At 44.2% G+C, this 17,099-nt stretch carries 14 protein-coding genes and 1 pseudogene; 12 read left to right on the top strand and 3 right to left on the bottom strand.

Features of this window, described 5'->3' with window-relative positions; all coding sequences use genetic code 11:
- Positions 1-116: 116 nt before the first annotated feature.
- The gene (locus tag GCU85_RS01060) at positions 117-1,400 is read right to left on the bottom strand and encodes an O-acetylhomoserine aminocarboxypropyltransferase/cysteine synthase family protein (protein ID WP_152808454.1); all 1,284 of its coding nucleotides are present in this window, start codon (positions 1,398-1,400) and stop codon (positions 117-119) included.
- 350 nt (positions 1,401-1,750) lie between these two features.
- Here GCU85_RS01060 and GCU85_RS01055 point away from each other — a divergent pair, with 350 nt between their 5' ends.
- The 4 genes from GCU85_RS01055 (at position 1,751) to GCU85_RS01040 (ending at position 7,499) form a co-directional block, all read left to right on the top strand.
- On the top strand, positions 1,751-3,202 hold the full coding sequence (locus GCU85_RS01055) for an NAD-dependent succinate-semialdehyde dehydrogenase (RefSeq protein ID WP_152808452.1): 1,452 nt from the start codon (positions 1,751-1,753) through the stop codon (positions 3,200-3,202).
- A 32-nt stretch (positions 3,203-3,234) separates the two neighbouring features.
- Positions 3,235-4,521: a 4-aminobutyrate--2-oxoglutarate transaminase gene (gabT, locus tag GCU85_RS01050; RefSeq protein ID WP_152808450.1), complete on the top strand. Its 1,287-nt coding sequence runs from the start codon at positions 3,235-3,237 to the stop codon at positions 4,519-4,521.
- 226 nt (positions 4,522-4,747) lie between these two features.
- On the top strand, positions 4,748-5,812 hold the full coding sequence (locus GCU85_RS01045) for a hypothetical protein (protein ID WP_152808448.1): 1,065 nt from the start codon (positions 4,748-4,750) through the stop codon (positions 5,810-5,812).
- A gap of 97 nt (positions 5,813-5,909) precedes the next feature.
- Positions 5,910-7,499 carry a hypothetical protein gene (locus tag GCU85_RS01040; RefSeq protein WP_152808446.1) on the top strand — a complete coding sequence of 530 codons (1,590 nt, stop codon included), beginning with the start codon at positions 5,910-5,912 and terminating at the stop codon, positions 7,497-7,499.
- Here the strand turns inward: GCU85_RS01040 and GCU85_RS10440 are convergent.
- Both GCU85_RS10440 and GCU85_RS01030 read right to left on the bottom strand, forming a co-directional pair.
- Positions 7,482-7,719 (bottom strand): annotated as a pseudogene (locus GCU85_RS10440) (integrase core domain-containing protein); the annotation flags it as partial. The gene GCU85_RS01040 and the pseudogene GCU85_RS10440 sit on opposite strands and share 18 nt — an antisense overlap.
- A complete protein-coding gene (locus GCU85_RS01030) occupies positions 7,683-7,880 on the bottom strand; it encodes a hypothetical protein (protein ID WP_152808444.1) in 198 nt (65 codons plus the stop codon). The gene GCU85_RS01030 and the pseudogene GCU85_RS10440, both read right to left, overlap by 37 nt.
- 274 nt (positions 7,881-8,154) lie before the next feature.
- Between GCU85_RS01030 and nth the strand changes: the two genes are divergently transcribed.
- From nth to GCU85_RS00990, 8 genes are all read left to right on the top strand, one after another.
- A complete protein-coding gene (gene nth / locus GCU85_RS01025) occupies positions 8,155-8,790 on the top strand; it encodes an endonuclease III (protein WP_152808442.1) in 636 nt (211 codons plus the stop codon).
- Positions 8,783-9,388 carry an RNA polymerase sigma factor gene (locus tag GCU85_RS01020; RefSeq protein ID WP_152808440.1) on the top strand — a complete coding sequence of 202 codons (606 nt, stop codon included), beginning with the start codon at positions 8,783-8,785 and terminating at the stop codon, positions 9,386-9,388. The genes nth and GCU85_RS01020 overlap by 8 nt, the downstream gene beginning before the upstream one ends.
- 38 nt (positions 9,389-9,426) lie before the next feature.
- Positions 9,427-10,164 (top strand): hypothetical protein, encoded by a 738-nt coding sequence (locus GCU85_RS01015; RefSeq protein WP_152808438.1) that lies wholly within the window; start codon positions 9,427-9,429, stop codon positions 10,162-10,164.
- A gap of 340 nt (positions 10,165-10,504) precedes the next feature.
- Complete coding sequence (locus tag GCU85_RS01010) at positions 10,505-11,707, top strand: type II secretion system F family protein (RefSeq protein WP_152808436.1); 1,203 nt, start codon at positions 10,505-10,507, stop codon at positions 11,705-11,707.
- A 101-nt stretch (positions 11,708-11,808) separates the two neighbouring features.
- On the top strand, positions 11,809-12,783 hold the full coding sequence (locus tag GCU85_RS01005; protein WP_152808434.1) for a peptidylprolyl isomerase: 975 nt from the start codon (positions 11,809-11,811) through the stop codon (positions 12,781-12,783).
- A 70-nt stretch (positions 12,784-12,853) separates the two neighbouring features.
- Complete coding sequence (locus tag GCU85_RS01000) at positions 12,854-13,522, top strand: DUF2167 domain-containing protein (protein WP_152808432.1); 669 nt, start codon at positions 12,854-12,856, stop codon at positions 13,520-13,522.
- A gap of 202 nt (positions 13,523-13,724) precedes the next feature.
- Positions 13,725-16,256 carry a GcvT family protein gene (locus GCU85_RS00995; protein ID WP_152808430.1) on the top strand — a complete coding sequence of 844 codons (2,532 nt, stop codon included), beginning with the start codon at positions 13,725-13,727 and terminating at the stop codon, positions 16,254-16,256.
- A 92-nt stretch (positions 16,257-16,348) separates the two neighbouring features.
- Positions 16,349-17,098 (top strand): electron transfer flavoprotein subunit beta/FixA family protein, encoded by a 750-nt coding sequence (locus tag GCU85_RS00990; protein ID WP_152808428.1) that lies wholly within the window; start codon positions 16,349-16,351, stop codon positions 17,096-17,098.
- Position 17,099: the final 1 nt, after the last annotated feature.

The raw sequence follows: 17,099 nt of genomic DNA, 5'->3' as shown, positions 1-17,099 counted from the left end.
ACCATCAAACACAGCGGGCAGCGTCGTTGTCGCCAAATACGATGCCCTCTGCCCTCTGTGTGCTTTTGCGCATAAAACGTAAACTAAGCGTAAATTAAGCGTAAATTAAGCGTAAATTAAACAGCCGCTAATGCTTGGCTTAAATCTGCAATCAAGTCATCAATGGCCTCGATACCGATTGAGAGACGCACGGTTTCTTCTTTGACGCCTGCTTTGGCGAGCTCATCGGCATTGAGTTGACGATGGGTCGTTGATGCGGGATGCGTGGCCAGTGATTTGGCATCACCAATGTTGACGAGGCGTGTAAAAAGCTGCAAGGCATCAAGGAAACGCTCACCCGCCGCGCGGCCACCGTTGACCCCGAATGTCATGACCCCTGACGCGGTGCCATTTAGATAACGTTTGGCAAGCGCATGGTGCGGATGGTCGGCAAGCCCTGCATAACTGACCCATTCGACTTTGGCGTGTTGCTGTAAAAACTGGGCGACAGCTAAGGTGTTTTGGTTGATGCGATCCATTCTAAGGCCTAGCGTTTCAATGCCTTGTAGAATTAAAAAGGCATTGAATGGCGACAAGGCAGCGCCTGTATTTCTCAGTGGGACAACCCGTGCGCGGCCAATATAGGCGGCTTCGCCCAATGCTTCGGTATAGACGACACCGTGATAGCTGACATCGGGTTCGTTTAGGCGTTTAAAGCGTGCTTTGTGCTTTGCCCAGGGGAATTTGCCCGAATCCACGATAACGCCAGCGACACTATTACCGTGACCGCCTAAGTATTTTGTTGCAGAATGCACGACGATATCAGCACCGTGCTCAATCGGGCGTAGTAAATACGGTGTGGCAACTGTATTATCGACAATCAACGGAATACCGTGTTGATGCGCAATATCTGCAATCGCGGCAATATCGACAATATTTCCGAGTGGGTTACCAATAGACTCGACAAAAATACACTTGGTTTTGTCATCAATTAAATCGGCAAAAGTATGCGGCTGGTCAGCATCGGCAAAACGTGCCTCGATACCAAACTGTGGAAACGTATGTGCAAACAGATTATAGGTGCCGCCGTATAGTGTTGCCGCTGAAATAATGTTGTCGCCAGTCTCTGCAATGGTTTGGATGGCATAAGTAATTGCCGCCTGCCCTGAGGCGAGCGCTAATCCAGCAATACCGCCTTCAAGCGCCGCCACGCGGTTTTCAAGCACGTCATTGGTGGGGTTCATGATGCGCGAATAAATATTGCCTGTGACTTTTAGGTCAAACAAATCCGCGCCGTGCTGGGCGCTATCAAAGGAATAGGCAACCGTTTGATAAATTGGCACCGCAACCGCGTTGGTGGTTGGATCTGGCGAGTAGCCAGCGTGGACGGCGAGTGTATCGAGTTTCCATTGGTTATTCATTGTGTTTCCTCATGGCGATTAGTTAGTTGGCTGTTAGTTTAATTGACTATTTGGTCGGCACAACGCCGTCAACTCGTTTGCTGTAGCGAGTCAGTCTTTATCGAGTTGGTATTTATCGAGCGCCCCAATCTTTATTGAGCGACTTAATTTTCTGCTTATCCATTATTCGCGTTGCGCACCAAAGTGCAAATAAGTTTTGGTTATTTGATAGTGTTTTTCATTATATAGGACGCGGGTGTATTTTGGTTGTGCTTTGTTAGAAAAAACCATACTATATGACTATATTCGGTAAATAAGCAGCTAATTATGCTTCATTTTATATTGATTAAAAGGACATAGCGAGGGTATTCATGCAACTAAACCATTCGGACTTATTTAGACAGCAGGCGTATATTGGCGGGCAGTGGCTTGATGCCAATGATAAATCGGTTGTTGAAATCACCAATCCTGCAACGGGTGAGGTCATCGGCTGTGTTCCGCAAATGGGTGAGGCCGAGACCTTATCTGCAATAACCCACGCGCATCATGCTTGGGATGCATGGAAAAAACAGTCGGCCAAAAGTCGTGCAGTGATTTTGCGGAAATGGTATGAATTAATCATGGCCAATCAAGACGACTTGGCAACGCTGCTCACATGTGAGCAGGGCAAACCATTCGACGAAGCAAAGGGCGAAGTGGCCTATGGTGCGAGTTATATTGAGTGGTTCGCCGAAGAAACTAAGCGTATTTATGGCGATGTCATCCCAGGGCATTTGCCAGACAAGCGAGTGGTTGTGATTAAGCAAGGCATCGGTGTTGTTGGCGCAATCACGCCGTGGAATTTTCCGAATGCAATGATTACACGCAAAGCGGCACCTGCGATGGGGGCGGGTTGTCCGTTTATCGTCAAACCAGCACCAGACACGCCGTTCTCTGCGCTTGCGCTCGCGGTATTGGCAGAAGAAGCGGGCATTCCCGCTGGAATTTTTAGCGTTATCACGGGCGATGCAAAGGCTATTGGTGGGGTGTTGACTGGCCATGAAAAGGTAAGAAAAATTTCCTTTACTGGCTCAACGGCAGTTGGCAAGCAATTAATGCGCCAGTGCGCGGACAGCGTTAAAAAAGTGTCTTTAGAATTAGGCGGAAATGCGCCGTTTATCGTGTTTGATGATGCCGACGTTGATGCGGCGGTTGCAGGCGCAATAATAAGCAAGTTTCGCAATGCCGGTCAAACCTGTGTTTGTGCAAACCGCATCTACGTACAAGCAGGTATACACGATGCGTTTGTCGAAAAATTTGCGCAAAAAATTCAGTCGTTGAATGTTGGCAATGGCTTGGATTCAGGGGTGCAAATTGGACCACTGATTAACCAAGCGGCCGTTGATAAAGTAAAACAACATCTCGATGATGCCTTAGATAAAGGCGCAAAACTGGTGACAGGGGGCACGGTTAACGAATTAGGCGGGACGTTTTTGACCCCGACCTTACTCACGCAAGTCAACGCGTCGATGCAGGTTGCACAAGAGGAGACGTTTGGACCGCTTGCCCCGATTTTTCAGTTTACCAGCGAAGCCGAAGTGATTGAAATGGCCAACGACACGCCATTTGGATTGGCAGCGTACTTTTATGCACGTGATTTAGGGCGTGTATGGCGGGTTGCGGAAGCCATAGAGGCAGGCATGGTTGGCGTTAACACCGGGTTGATTTCAACAGAAGTCGCCCCATTTGGCGGTATCAAAGAATCAGGGATTGGCCGTGAAGGCTCTAAATATGGCATGGACGATTTTGTTGAAATAAAATACATTTGTATGGATATTAATTAACGCAATTACGCTAACAGTAATAACAGGTAATCATGATGACGAATAACGAATTACTAAAACGACGCGAGCAGGCTGTACCCAGAGGCGTTGCGACGGCTTACCCAATTTTTGCGGAACACGCCAAAAACAGTGAATTGTGGGATGTTGAGGGTAATCGCTATATTGATTTTGTCGGTGGAATTTCAGTGCTTAACACCGGACATAGCCATCCAGCGATTAACCAAGCGGTGTCTCAGCAAATAGAAAAATTTTCGCATACAGCGTTTCAGGTGGTTGCTTATGAAGCGTATATTGAGTTGGCTGAAAAGCTCAATAAGCTCGCACCAGGCCCCACACCTAAAAAAACCATTTTTTTATCGACGGGTGCTGAAGCCTTAGAGAATGCGGTCAAAATCAGTCGAGCGCACACGCAGCGCCCTAATGTGATTAGCTTTATCGGCGGTTTTCATGGACGGACAATTTTCACCTCGGGGATGACGGGCAAAAATGAACCTTATAAAACAGGCTTTGGTCCGTTTCCTGGTGAGATTTTTCACGTTCCTTTTCCTGCAGCAACCTATGGCGTGAGCGAGTCAGACAGCCTAAAGGCGCTGTCGCAGCTATTTAAAGCGAGCATTAGCCCAGAGAGTGTTGCGGCGATTGTTATCGAACCCGTTCAGGGAGAAGGCGGTTTTCATGCCGCTAGTCGTGAATTTTTTCAATCACTGCGGACGCTTTGTGATGACCACGGGATTTGTTTGGTTTGCGATGAAGTGCAAACGTGTTTTGGTCGTACCGGCACGTTATTTGCGAGTGAGCAGATTGGTATTGAACCAGATTTGATTACGGCTGCTAAAAGTCTTGCGGGGGGTTATCCGTTATCTGCAGTCATCGGCAAAGCAGCGATTATGGATGCGCCAAACCCCGGCGGTCTAGGTGGGACTTATAGCGGCAGTCCTGTGGCTTGCGCTGCCGCCTTGGCGGTTATTGAAGTTATTGAGCAATCTCAGTTATTGGCACGAAGCCAAGCGATTGGAGAGGAATTGGCGTGCGCCTTGATTGAGTTAAAATCAACGCTCCCAGCACTGGGGATTGGCGATATTCGTCACAAAGGCGCGATGTTCGCGTTTGACTTGCTTGACAGCCAAGGCAGCCCTGATGCACAAAAAACCAAATCATTGCTTTGGCATGCACAACAGAATGGGCTATTACTATTGTCGTGCGGACTGTATGGTAATACGATTCGAATTATGGTGCCGTTGACTGTGAGTGACGCGATACTACAAGAGGGCATTACCCTGCTAGCCAATTCGCTAAAGGCGGTCACGGGTACTGCATAAGCGGGGCTTAGGTTGGGCTATTTATCACAGTAAATACCCAAAAGCGAACAATGACACTTGACATTCACCAATACCTAGGTAAAGTAACTTCTTAAGCGTGTTTTTAATGGTGGATTCTACTTGCAAGTGCAACGATACACATCTTACTTTTTTATGCAACATCTATATCGTTGCACTTACAAATAGAATTCAAGAATTATTTTATTTCGAATATAGAGGGTTTCTAATGTACAAAAAAATCGTGTTTAGTGCTATCTCATTTCTGATAATTGGGGTATCTCAAAGTAGGGTGGATACAGTCTTTTTGTCTACTAATGATTGTGGTAATCGCACCTACCATGAGAGTAAAATTATAAAAGGATTTAATGAAACTCCCGGTAAGGTAGGTTTGCGTGTGAGGATGTATGAGACAAGTGGGACCTTATATGATCTGCTTAGCACCCAGTCTCATAGTACTTATTCTCAAGGTACAGGTATGCTGCTCTCTCGTAATTCAGCAACCAAAAAAACTGGTGGCTATCCTTGGTTGCCTGATTCAATAAACAATTATTCTGCATTTCAGGTTGATTGTGGTAAATTCGGTTCATTTATAAACCGCTACGCACTCGATAATGAAGCAAATGACGTGAATGGAGGAGGCCATAACACGGTATATTCGTATGTTCTGTCAACTCCGAAAACAGTATTTGATAATGTCTATGATGAATTATGGTTGCAAATCAATAATCTCAAGATGAATCAAATTTATACGGCGGGTGGCTCTGGTGTTGGACAGGTTGTAATGTATGCTTACTTTAAAGACATTGTGACAAACCAAACCTTCGCTACCCTATTTTTAATATATGATAACAGGATGCGGACGGATATTAAGTATACTCGGGTAATGCATGATGGGGGTAATATTCCGACCAGCAGAGGTATTCCCTTTACAAGCGCAAGCATTAATTCTGATAATAAATACATGAATTCTCCTTTGCATTTTGGTTTTTCACCTACTCAAGGGGGGCTTTCAACTTTTAGTAAAAGCTTTAGGGTACAAATTACTAGGCAAAAATTTATTAACATGCTGAAAGATATAAATAGTTTTTGTGCCGCGCGTCCAACTTATAATAATTGCTCTAAGAAAATATCAATTCCCTCTTTAAGTGCCAGCGACCCAAGGTGGACGAACTTCAAATTAACTGATGTTGCAATTTTGCATGAAGTTTTCGATCAATTTGATGGGTTTGATGCTATGTCAATGGGAATTAGTGGCTCTGGTTTGGGCATATATCGGTACAACAGAAATTAGAGTGATTCATTATTTGGATTATCCTTTGTAAAAGTAGGCAAGTGCAACGACACGCATACTAACCAATTAAATTCAACTAAAACTGAGGGCTGTACACATGAAGAGATTTGCTGTTTTAATTTTTGGAATTTTGCCATTCTTTTCTTTTGCTGGAAAAGACTATGAGTTTAAGTATTATGACAATTTTGATACCTCAGTCAGCTCTCATCAAGCTACAAATTATGGTTTAAATACTGAGTTACGCCAAAGACAGCTTTATTTAGATGGCATAAATGGTGGCGATTGGTCTAGGGTTAGCGGGAAATGGTACACATCTGTGGCACCTAATGTTTCATATTCACAAGTCAACCACCCCTACAACAGAAACAGTCTATCTTTTTTTGTAGAGCCTAATGCAGTAAGGCTTAATAAACCAATTTCGTCAGGGTATAATAGAAATTATAATATTTCTTTTACAGTAGATCCTATAAAAAGAGATAGATTTAGTTCCAATTGGGCATCTTTCATGCTTGATGATAATAGATTTGGGAAAGGGTGGGTTGCAGACTCAACTGTAGAGTTTGGTTTTTTAATTACCTCAGATGGCGGAATTCAAATTTTGGAGCGAGGCAATTATCACCCAAACTGTAGGGTGCCATCGAGTAATACATATAAAGTTAACATTGATATTACAAATAGGCTTTATAACATTACAGTTAATGGTCGTCGAGCTTGCTCAGGCTATTTAAGCCGATCGATTCCATCGGCAACCTATGCTTATTTAGGTTCTTATATAACTTCTGCTAGTCACGTTACCAGTTTCGATGATTTTATTATTAAAACAGCTGCAAGCTCAAACAAAAAATTAAAACACTACGGATATTATTTCGCGGAAGGCAATCCTTTTGGCTCTGGCACAATAGGAGGTGCATTAATTACAAAAAATTTCACAAATTTTAATCATGTTAAAGATATATACTCTTTGGGTTCAGGTTATGATGCGTATAGAAAATGCTACCCTAAAAAATGTATTCTTAGTACCGAATGGGGACATGGCCAGCAGGCAGGCATTAGTATAAATGATCAATTAAATCAAAATATCCCTGGCTACAGTATAAAATATAAAGCTTTATTTATCGCTTTGTATGCTTTTGATGAACCCTATTGGCGTGACAGAGATAATACAGAAATCAAAGCTCGTCTTAAGGACTTAAAAGAAGCGACGGGAATGCCTACGATGATTGTTCTTTCACATCCTGGGTTAGACAGCGCGCCAGTTAATTCAAATGCAATCTTGTCACCATACTTGGATTACATTGGTGTCAATGAATACTTCTCAGTTGGCACACCCAATACCTCTACGCATTATTCGTACCGCTTGAAGAAGATGACTGGGAAGTTAAAAGCTAAATTTCCAGATATTGACAATTATTATGTCGTACCAGCAGCAACAAAATGTCTATATGCAGGCGCAGCAAATTCAGACCCTGAACTTGCTGAAATAACCTGGGGATTTCATAACTATGCTGCAAAAAATGATATTTCTGCTGTATTAGCTTTTACTCCATGGTATAAATGGCCCCAAGGTTCTGGGGAGCTCAATGGATCATATTGTCACAATAATGCAATCAACAATAATGATCCAAGATTAAATCCTATAACTTATAGAGTGATGCGTATTCTAGGCAAATCAATAATAGAAGATTAAATGTAATAAACCCTCGCTTTGTTTACAGTTAGGTTAACCCAAAGTGCTGACTAAGTATCTCATAAGGTGTTGCGTTGTTCAAACTTTTGTGCGGTTTGACGGAATTGTAAAAATTGATGAATCGAGTTAATTCTAATCGTCTATTCGCATCACCTTTAAACAATTGTTTTGCGTGCTACATTTTCATAATAGTGCGGATAACGCGTTCTGCTTTGCCGTTGAAGCGGTGAGCGCAATGCGCTTATTGCGAAGCAAGTCGGCGCTTGATAACGGCTTGCTACGATTCGCTTGATCGTCAATCCCTAAACGCGCTAACGTCTCTCGGGTTTCGTTAGAGGCGTATGCCGCATCCGCGTACAAGGCAACTTCATCACCTAACAATAAAACATCGCGGGCTTGTGAATTATGTAAATTGCTGGGCGTAACCGTTTGGGCTATTTAGTTGATGCGTTTTTGATGTGCTTTTGATGTATTTTTCTTGTATCGTCAGTGTGTTGCGAATGGATGACGAATGGGTGGCTGGATGGATGAGCGAATGCCTGTTATGGGCATTGCCATCATGAAGTTAACCAAATTCATTCATCGTTAATGGTCTAACGTTTTGTGAAGACTGAAAGTTGTCATATACTAATGCCATCATTAATAGACGTTAGCCATGAATCTAGCCAAACGAAAGCAACTATTTGCGCGCCTACAGGCAGCCAACCCGCACCCGAAAACAGAGCTGAATTATCAGTCCACGTTTGAGCTGTTGATTGCCGTTGTGTTGTCTGCACAGGCGACTGACAAAGGGGTGAATAAGGCCACCGAAAAATTATTTGCCGTGGCAAATACGCCTGCACAAATTAAAGCACTGGGTGTCGATGGGCTTAAAACGTATATTAAAACCATTGGGTTGTATCATACCAAAGCAGAAAATATCATTCGGTTATGCCAGCAACTGTTAACCGAGCACCAAGGACAAGTGCCTGACAACCGTGTTGCACTCGAAAAATTACCCGGTGTCGGCCGTAAAACAGCAAATGTCGTATTGAATACGGCGTTTCGCCAACCCGTGATGGCGGTTGACACCCATATTTTTCGCGTGAGTAATCGCACCAAAATTGCACCAGGCAAGACGGTTCGCGAGGTTGAAGACCAGCTAATGAAAAAAATACCCACACCTTTTTTGCTAGATGCCCACCATTGGTTAATTTTATTAGGTCGATATACCTGTGTTGCCCGTAAACCACGTTGCGGTAGTTGTATTATCGAAGACCTTTGTGAATATCAGGATAAACAATATGAGTAAGGATAATACGAGTAAGGACAGTGCGTATTTAGCCGCTTTGCTGGGTCGGGTTTCATTATCTGATCAACAGGCCTTTCGAGAGACATACGAATTAACCTCCGCGAAACTATTTGCGATTTCATTGCGTATAACTAAACAAGCGCGACTATCAGAAGAAGCCTTACAAGAAGGTTTCGTTAAAATTTGGGAAAATGCCAGATATTATGACCCTGATAAATCGCAAGCAATGACTTGGATGGGTGCAATTATTCGCAATAAGTCGATTGATATTGTTCGTAAAAATGCAAGACACGTTGAGAGTCATGACGAATATGACGATGGGGTGGCTGATATTGAGACCGTATACGACAACGACAATCCAGAGGTACTGGCCTTAAATGATGATCAGATGGCCTCGGTACATGACTGCTTAGCATCAATTGGAGACAATTACCGTGATGTGATTTTATTAGCTTATTTAGAAGGTTATACGCACCAAGAAATTGCTGAACAGATTCAGCAGCCGATAGGGACGATTAAAACATGGCTTCATCGTGGTATTAAGCATTTACGCGCTTGTTTGCAAAAACGAGAAAAGCCCAGTCGAGATAAACGGTAACCAAAAGCGCTGGCTAGACATTAAAACAGAATGAACAAATGAAAAAAATCAATGACGAACAATTAATCCACTATATTCTGCATTTATTGCCAGCAGGGGATCGTCATGCAATCGAAACGGCATTGGATACAGACACGGCATTGCAGCAACGGTTGCTGCAATGGCAGCAAGTCTTTGCGCAATTAGACGAAAAAACAACGCCTGTGACACCGCCTGAGCGGGTTTGGCAGTCTATTGCCTCACAGTTGGCGTTTGATACAGAAAACACGCTAAAACCTGCCGCTTCAGAAGCTTCAGAAGCGTCAAAAACTTCAAACGCAACAAACGCAGCCCCAGCAAAACCCAAAAAAGGGGGGCGAAAAAATGGTGGATTTTGGCACTATCTTGTCCCCGCTTTTGCGACCCTGGTCGTCGCCTTTATGGTGAGTTTTTACTATCACGTTCAGCCTGACTTGCGCGCCGACATTATGTCAACGGATGCGACCGAAGTCGTCTGGCAAGTCGCGGCAAACGATAGCAACATTACCTTTGTCAGCGTCAAAGATATTAGTGTAGATGGAATGGATTGTGTGGCGTGGATTCAGCGCAAAACGGGTGAAAAAGTACGATTAGGTCAGGTGCCTGATACAGGGAGTAACGCCAAAAAACGGCTACCTGTTCCACCGAGTTTGGCGTTGACAGCGGGCGATAGTGTCGTTATCTATATGGTTGATAGTCGCACACAAGCCGCTTTGGAGAATATGCCACCCAATATGGCCACACTCGAGCCGATTTAGTTCTGATTTAATTCGGCATTTAATTCGACATTTAATTCGACGTAACCGCGTAACCCGCGTTAATAAATTGTTTGATGGTGAGGTGGCTGGCTTATCCTTGCTCGATAATGCTATAATGCGACTGACTGCGATAGTTGAGTTGTGGCATCGTGGTCGGTATTGTGGCTGGCGTCGTGGTTGGTATGGTAGTTGGTATGGCTAATCGTACAAATCACTAATCGTACAAATCACACGTATTTGTGCAAAACGTAGCCAAGTAACGTGCCAAGTAACTTTGCTTGATAACGTAGCGAAAACAACACAGCCCAAGCAAAACCAGCAATAATTCATAGGCAAATCAATGGCATTATTTCGCTATCAGGCGATTAACGAAACAGGGAAAACGATTTCAGGAAAAATCAATGCAGAAAATGCATTGGCTGCCAAGAAAAAACTCAGTCAATCCGATCTGACGGTATTTGAGATAACCGAGCTAAAATCCTCGCGTCACAAAACCCGTATCACCCTTGCGACTGCGGAAAAGGCCTTGTTTATTCGGCAGCTGGCGACGTTGCTGGGGGCGGGCTATACGCTAGAAAAAGCGTTACAGTCTTGTGCACGACAAAGCCAGTCAGCCAAAATACAAACACTGAGCCAAGCATTGTATGCACGGGTGAGTGAAGGGATTCCATTTTATCGGGCGCTAGGAGAGTACCCTAAAATTTTTGATAAAACATTTTGTGCCACCGTGTCTGCAGGGGAAGAATCAGGGCATTTTGCAACGATATTGGAGCGCTTGGCGGACTATGCCGAGGGTGCAAATCAGTTAAAAGATAGCGTCAAACAAGCCCTGATTTACCCGATTATTTTATTTGTAGTGGCAACTCTGATGATTGCTTATTTGTTGATTAATGTCGTGCCAGATGTGGTTAATGTGTTTAACCGCAGCGGCCAATCACTGCCGCTCATGACGAATGCTTTGCTGGCATTGAGCGAACTGATTCGCCAGTATGGACTGATTTTTTTTGGCGCATTGGTGGTGTTGATTTTTTTGGTGAAACGCTACGTCAATAAAGCGGATAATCAACGCGCATGGCATGCTTTGTGGCTGAAATTACCCCTATTGTCACCGATTATAAAATCCTATCATGCAGCAAACTATAGCCTGACCTTGTCTATGCTGCTAAATGCAGGCGTGCGACTCGTTGATGCATTAAAAATTGCCAATCAATCACTCGCCAATGCAGCGATGAAAGCCGTCGCAGACAATGCGTATCAAGAAGTCCAAAAAGGCAAATCACTGGCACAATCCTTAATGACTGAGAAACACGTTTTTCCAGGCATGTTGATAGAATTGATTGACAGTGGCGAGCGTAGTGCTAGGTTAGCAGAAATGCTAGGCAAAGCAGGTCAGATTTATCAGCACCAAAGCCAGTCTCGTATAAAAACATTGACGGCGCTGTTAGCACCTGTCATGATTTTAATTATGGGTGGGTTGATTTTTTTGATTGTGTTAGCTATTTTATTGCCAATATTTGATTTGAACGAAACCATCAATCGTTAGCCAAGTCGTTAAGCGAGTATATCGATGTATATCCATAGCAATTGGCTCAAATATTTTCAGCAATCAATAGATTATAAATTTAAAAACAGGGGAAAATTAGAATGAAAAAAACGTTACTCAGCTTATTATTTGTTGCCAGTTTGGGGCAAGCTTCGGATGCATTGATGGAAAGAAATGGCGTCAGCTTATCCGAAGCAGAAATCCGTGCGGCAATCGCTGATTTGTCAAAATTACAGATAGACAGTTTTAATCGAAATCCTGAAAACCTGACTAAGTTTATAGAAAATCTATTTGACAATAAATACATGGCAAAGAACGTTTTGGAAAATATCGATCAAAATGAACACTTTGAAATAATCAAAGATATGACGCTAAATCGATTTTATATCAACTATTACCTAAAAGAAAAAGTCAAAGCACGGCTTGCTGAGGTTGGTGATTTGTCGGTTGCCGCCAGACAAGAGTACGATGCAAACCCTGACAAGTACAAAGCAGACGAATTAGTTGATTTTTATCATCTTCTTTTTGTACGCTACGACAACCCCGAGGCGGTTGCCGACGGCAAAGCGCAGGCAGAAGCCGTGCTAAACGCCATTAAATCAGGTGAGATGACCATTGCCGAGGCTGCTAAAAAATACCGTACAGCAATCAACGGAACCAATAGCGAGGGCATTGTTCCCAAAGCAAACCCATCGCGTTTAACCCGAGAAATTCGAGATATCATCCGCGAACTAGAGGTCGGCGAGGTCTCTGAAATCATCGATGATAAAACCGGCTATCATATTGTTAGCATTGCCAAGCGCCACCCAGGCGGGTTGATTCCTTATAACAAAACGTTAGAAAACCAGATTATCGAGGGCTTAGAAGACCAGTATAGCGGCACGGTAATCAGCAATGCGCGTGCCAGTTTTCAGGGGCCTGAAGGGCTGACATTTGACCGTGAAAAACTCGATGCACTGTTCGAGGAATTGACAGGCGTCAAGCCAAAAGCCCCTGCCAATGATGGTACAAATGCTAATGATGCCACTGAGGCTGCTGAGGCTACAGAGGCTGCTGAGGCGAGCAAATCCGAGTAGCAATCAGCGTGTCATAGCAAATGGATAATAAAAAGTCAGTGAAACAACCGATAATCTGTATAATAAACGCATGATAGAGATTCACACAGCGCGTTTGGCGCTCAGCATTGATGAAAGCCAATTGACCAGTTTCAATGGGGTTTACGAGGCGCAGGCACGCGACCGCTTGGCCGAAATATGGACGGTAGAGGCGATTGATTTGCCTCACTATCATGCGCTTTTCATCGATAAAAACATTGATGAGACGTTTGATTTTTTTTCATTCGTCACCATTGCTTACATCGATCATGGCTATGTGATTGATCCACAGGAGGCCATCGATATTGTCGAGGCGAAAAAACAAATTGAAATTGATTTAGAAATTATTAATCGAGAAGCGCGCTGGGGTGCCGAAGAGTCGATATTTTTTGATGACTGGTGGCCACGACCTGCGTATCAAGCGGATAAACAGATGCTTGAGTTTGGCATTGCGCTAAAAGACTTTTATCAAAAAGTGATTAATCGGACACTAAATCGTATCATTTTGACGCGCAATGGGCATATTGCCGTTAATTACAGCTTGTCAGAAGATGACTTGTACTCAGATAAAACCTTGGCGTACTTCCAAGGCAAGCTCGATGAGATTTGCCAAGCAATCAAAATTCATGAAGGTTACCGCTATCAAGATGTCGATGAAGAAAAAGACTACCCATCAAAATCACGAATGATTAACCTAATTTTATCTTCTGAAATTTTTTAAGCGACTTTTAGGCGACAATAAACCGCTGCGTTTCTGTGTTGCTAAAACGACATTTGTTAGCGCAGCGTTTGAATTTCGTGAAAGGGCGCGTTATTCTATAGGCCGTTTAAAGTAAATAAAAATAAACAAACCACTGGCAACTTTGAGGGTCGTATCATTTTATGCGACCCTTGTTGCTGTCCAAGAGATAAGAGGAATTAATATGAAAACAGAGGCAAAAGTAGTCGTTATCGGTGGCGGTGTTGTTGGCGTTTCAACCCTGTATCACCTCGCTAAAAAAGGCTGGGGAGAAGACAGCGTCCTGCTAGAAAAACATGACTTGACATCAGGGTCTACATGGCATGCTGCAGGTCTTTTGCCTTTGTTTAATATGAGTTATTCTGTCGGCAAAATTCATAAATATTCAGTTGATTTATACAATCGCTTAGACGAAGAGACTGGAATGCACGCAGGGCTTTCTGTGGTATCAAATGTCCGTTTGGCCAAAACAAAAGACCGTATGGATGAATATTTGTACTACGAAGGCGTCGCTAAAACCATCGGCATCGATGTTAAATGGCTAACGCCAGAAGACATTAAGGCCAAATGGGATTATGTCAATACAGATGGCTTATTAGGTGCGATTCAGCATACCGAGGATGGTTATATCCAGCCAGCGGATTTGACGCAAGCGCTAGCAAAAGGCGCGCGCAACAACGGTGGTAAAATTTACGAACACACCAGTGTGACAGGGATTGTTCAACAAGCTGATGGTAAGTGGCTAGTGCAAACCGACAAGGGTGATATTCTTGCAGAGCACGTCGTTTCTTGCACAGGGTCTTATGCCAGAAAAACAGGCGAGATGGTTGGCATAAACATCCCCGTGATGCCAGTTGAGCACCAGTTTATTGTGACTGAGCCGCATCCCGACCTATTAAAGCGCAAACAAGATGGCCAGCCAGAATTATGCGTATTACGCGAATCAGATTCGGGTTGGTATATGCGCGAAGAGGCGGGTGGTTTATTGCTAGGGCCATACGAAGAAGGCGCACCTGCTTGTTATGTTGACGGCCCAGCAGAGGGCACAAAATACGAATTATTTGATGGTGATTTAGACCGACTCATGCCGCATATTGAAACGGCGATTGAGCGCGTGCCGTACTTTGGTGAAGCAGGGGTTAAAGAAGTCTACAACGGCGCAATCGCCTATACACCAGACGGGAATCCCATTATTGGCCCTGCTGGTCATGGCTTGAAAAATTTCTGGCTAAACGAAGGCCATTCTTTTGGCATTACAGCGGCAGGCGGCGCAGGCTGGCAGTTGGCAGAATGGATTATAGACGGCGAGCCAACCATTGATATGTTAGGCGTTGATCCCCGTCGCTTTGGTGATTATGCGACGCGCGGCTTTTTGGTCAAAAAATGCGAGGAAGCCTATGACCACGTGTTTAAGACGCATTACCCCGATGAGCAACGCGAAGCCGCACGCCCACTCCGCACCCACCCGAGTTACCCACGATTAAAAGCTTTGGGCGGTGTGTTTGGCGATACGTTCGGTTGGGAGAGAGCGCATTGGTTTAAGCCTTCGCTTGACTACACTTTGCCTGAAAACGAACAATCAACAGGCGATGTTCTGTGGGATAAAAACTACGCAAATCCCAATAAAGGCGACACCGATGCCGTCGAGGCAATTGTTGAGAAATGGTCTTTCCGACGGTCGAACTATTTTGATTGTGTTGGTGCAGAATGCCGAAACGTGATGAATAATGTCGGTGTATTAGACATGTCGGCGTTTTCTAAGTTTACGTGTACAGGCCCAGGCGCCGAAGCGTGGTTAAATAGTCTAACGACGAATACCATCCCTAAGAAAAAAGGCCGTATTGCACTAACGTATCTGTTGACAGAGCAAGGCGGTGTATTAGCTGAATTTACGGTGTATAAGCGCGGGGAGCAAGACTATTATCTGGTTTCAGCGGGCGCACAAGAGGCCCACGATTGGGATTACTTGTTAAAAGCAGTCCCCAAAGACGGCAGTGTCAATTTGCAAAAAATCACCACCCAAATGGGGGTGCTGGTGTTAGCAGGGCCGAATTCTCGTAAGGTGCTAGAAAAATTAACCGATGCTGATTTATCGACGCCTGCTTTCCCGTGGCTATCAGGCAAAACAATTAATGTTGGCGCGGCGACAGCCGAGGCGATTCGCGTTAACTTTGTGGGCGAATATGGCTGGGAGCTTCACCACCCAATCGAAATGCAGGCGTATATCCTAGACAAAGTGCTCGCAGCGGGTGCTGAATTTGATATTAAGCCGTTTGGTATCTATGCCATGAATAGTATGCGTTTGGAAAAATCGTATTGCTTGGTGGGCACCGAAATGTCGATAGAATACGCCGCATACGAATCGGGCTTGGGCTTTTTTATCAAAACGGACAAAGAATTTGTCGGCAAAAAGGGCTTGCTTGATTGGAAAGAAAAGGGGCTTAAAAATAAGCTGGTAACCTTGGAAATACACGGCGTTAAAGATGCCGATGCACGCGGTTCTGAGGCGGTTTACAAAGCAGGTCAAGTCGTTGGTCGAATTACCTCAGGCGGCTATGGTTTTCGCGTAGAAAAATCATTAGCACTCGCGATGTTACCACCAGAGTTGACTAAGGTGGGTACCGAAGTTAAGGTAAGAATTCTTGGTGAAGACTACAGCGCCACCGTTATTCCTGCTTCGCCGTACGATAAAGAAAATGAAAAGCTGCGCCAGTAATGCGCACGAATAATGCGAACGAATAATGCGCATAAAAGCAAAAAAAGACGAAGAAATCAACTAACTGATTTAATTGAATATAAGGTAAATATATGAAAATCATAGTAGGCGTAAAACGCGTAATTGACTATAACGTCAATATTAGGTTAAAAGCAGATGGCACAGGCGTTGAAACCGCCAATGTGAAAATGTCAATGAACCCCTTTGATGAAATTGCCGTAGAAGAAGCGGTGCGTCTGAAAGAAGCAGGCAAAGCCGACGAAGTTATCGCTGTCTCGATTGGGCCTGCTAAATCCGAAGAAACCATTCGCACAGCGCTCGCGATGGGTGCTGATCGCGGTATTTTGGTCGAGCACGACGGGGAAGTCGAATCGCTAGGCGTTGCCAAAGTACTCAAAGCCATTGCCGAAAAAGAAAACGCGCAGTTGATGATTTTGGGCAAACAGGCCATTGACGATGACGCCAATCAGACGGGGCAGATGGTATCCGCCTTGCTGGGTTGGTCTCAAGCAACGTTTGCGTCCAAGGTCGAATTGACTGATAGTGGCGCGAATGTTACGCGTGAAATCGATGGTGGATTGGAGACGCTTGCCGTGACGTTACCTAGCGTCATTACCACGGATTTGCGTCTCAATGAGCCACGCTTTGCGTCACTGCCTAACATCATGAAAGCAAAGAAAAAACCAGTAGACAAAACAACAGCTGCTGAGTTGTCGATTGATTTGACACCACGGTTGGCTTTGGTCTCAATTCGTGAGCCAGAAAAACGTCAAGCAGGGATTTTGGTAGACAGCGTTGAGGCGCTGGTCGATAAACTTAAAAACGAAGCAAAGGTAATTTAAA

The organism is Ostreibacterium oceani, from assembly GCF_009362845.1.
GTDB lineage: Bacteria > Pseudomonadota > Gammaproteobacteria > Cardiobacteriales > Ostreibacteriaceae > Ostreibacterium > Ostreibacterium oceani.
Note: the sequence above shows the minus strand (reverse complement) of the source record. Positions and strands in the feature narration are given on the sequence as shown.

Coding starts and splice junctions, on each gene's coding strand:
- GCU85_RS01060 (WP_152808454.1), bottom strand. CDS start 1,400: ATGAATAACCAATGGAAACTCGATACACTCGCCGTCCACGCTGGCTAC.
- GCU85_RS01055 (WP_152808452.1), top strand. CDS start 1,751: ATGCAACTAAACCATTCGGACTTATTTAGACAGCAGGCGTATATTGGC.
- gabT (WP_152808450.1), top strand. CDS start 3,235: ATGATGACGAATAACGAATTACTAAAACGACGCGAGCAGGCTGTACCC.
- GCU85_RS01045 (WP_152808448.1), top strand. CDS start 4,748: ATGTACAAAAAAATCGTGTTTAGTGCTATCTCATTTCTGATAATTGGG.
- GCU85_RS01040 (WP_152808446.1), top strand. CDS start 5,910: ATGAAGAGATTTGCTGTTTTAATTTTTGGAATTTTGCCATTCTTTTCT.
- nth (WP_152808442.1), top strand. CDS start 8,155: ATGAATCTAGCCAAACGAAAGCAACTATTTGCGCGCCTACAGGCAGCC.
- GCU85_RS01020 (WP_152808440.1), top strand. CDS start 8,783: ATGAGTAAGGATAATACGAGTAAGGACAGTGCGTATTTAGCCGCTTTG.
- GCU85_RS01015 (WP_152808438.1), top strand. CDS start 9,427: ATGAAAAAAATCAATGACGAACAATTAATCCACTATATTCTGCATTTA.
- GCU85_RS01010 (WP_152808436.1), top strand. CDS start 10,505: ATGGCATTATTTCGCTATCAGGCGATTAACGAAACAGGGAAAACGATT.
- GCU85_RS01005 (WP_152808434.1), top strand. CDS start 11,809: ATGAAAAAAACGTTACTCAGCTTATTATTTGTTGCCAGTTTGGGGCAA.
- GCU85_RS01000 (WP_152808432.1), top strand. CDS start 12,854: ATGATAGAGATTCACACAGCGCGTTTGGCGCTCAGCATTGATGAAAGC.
- GCU85_RS00995 (WP_152808430.1), top strand. CDS start 13,725: ATGAAAACAGAGGCAAAAGTAGTCGTTATCGGTGGCGGTGTTGTTGGC.
- GCU85_RS00990 (WP_152808428.1), top strand. CDS start 16,349: ATGAAAATCATAGTAGGCGTAAAACGCGTAATTGACTATAACGTCAAT.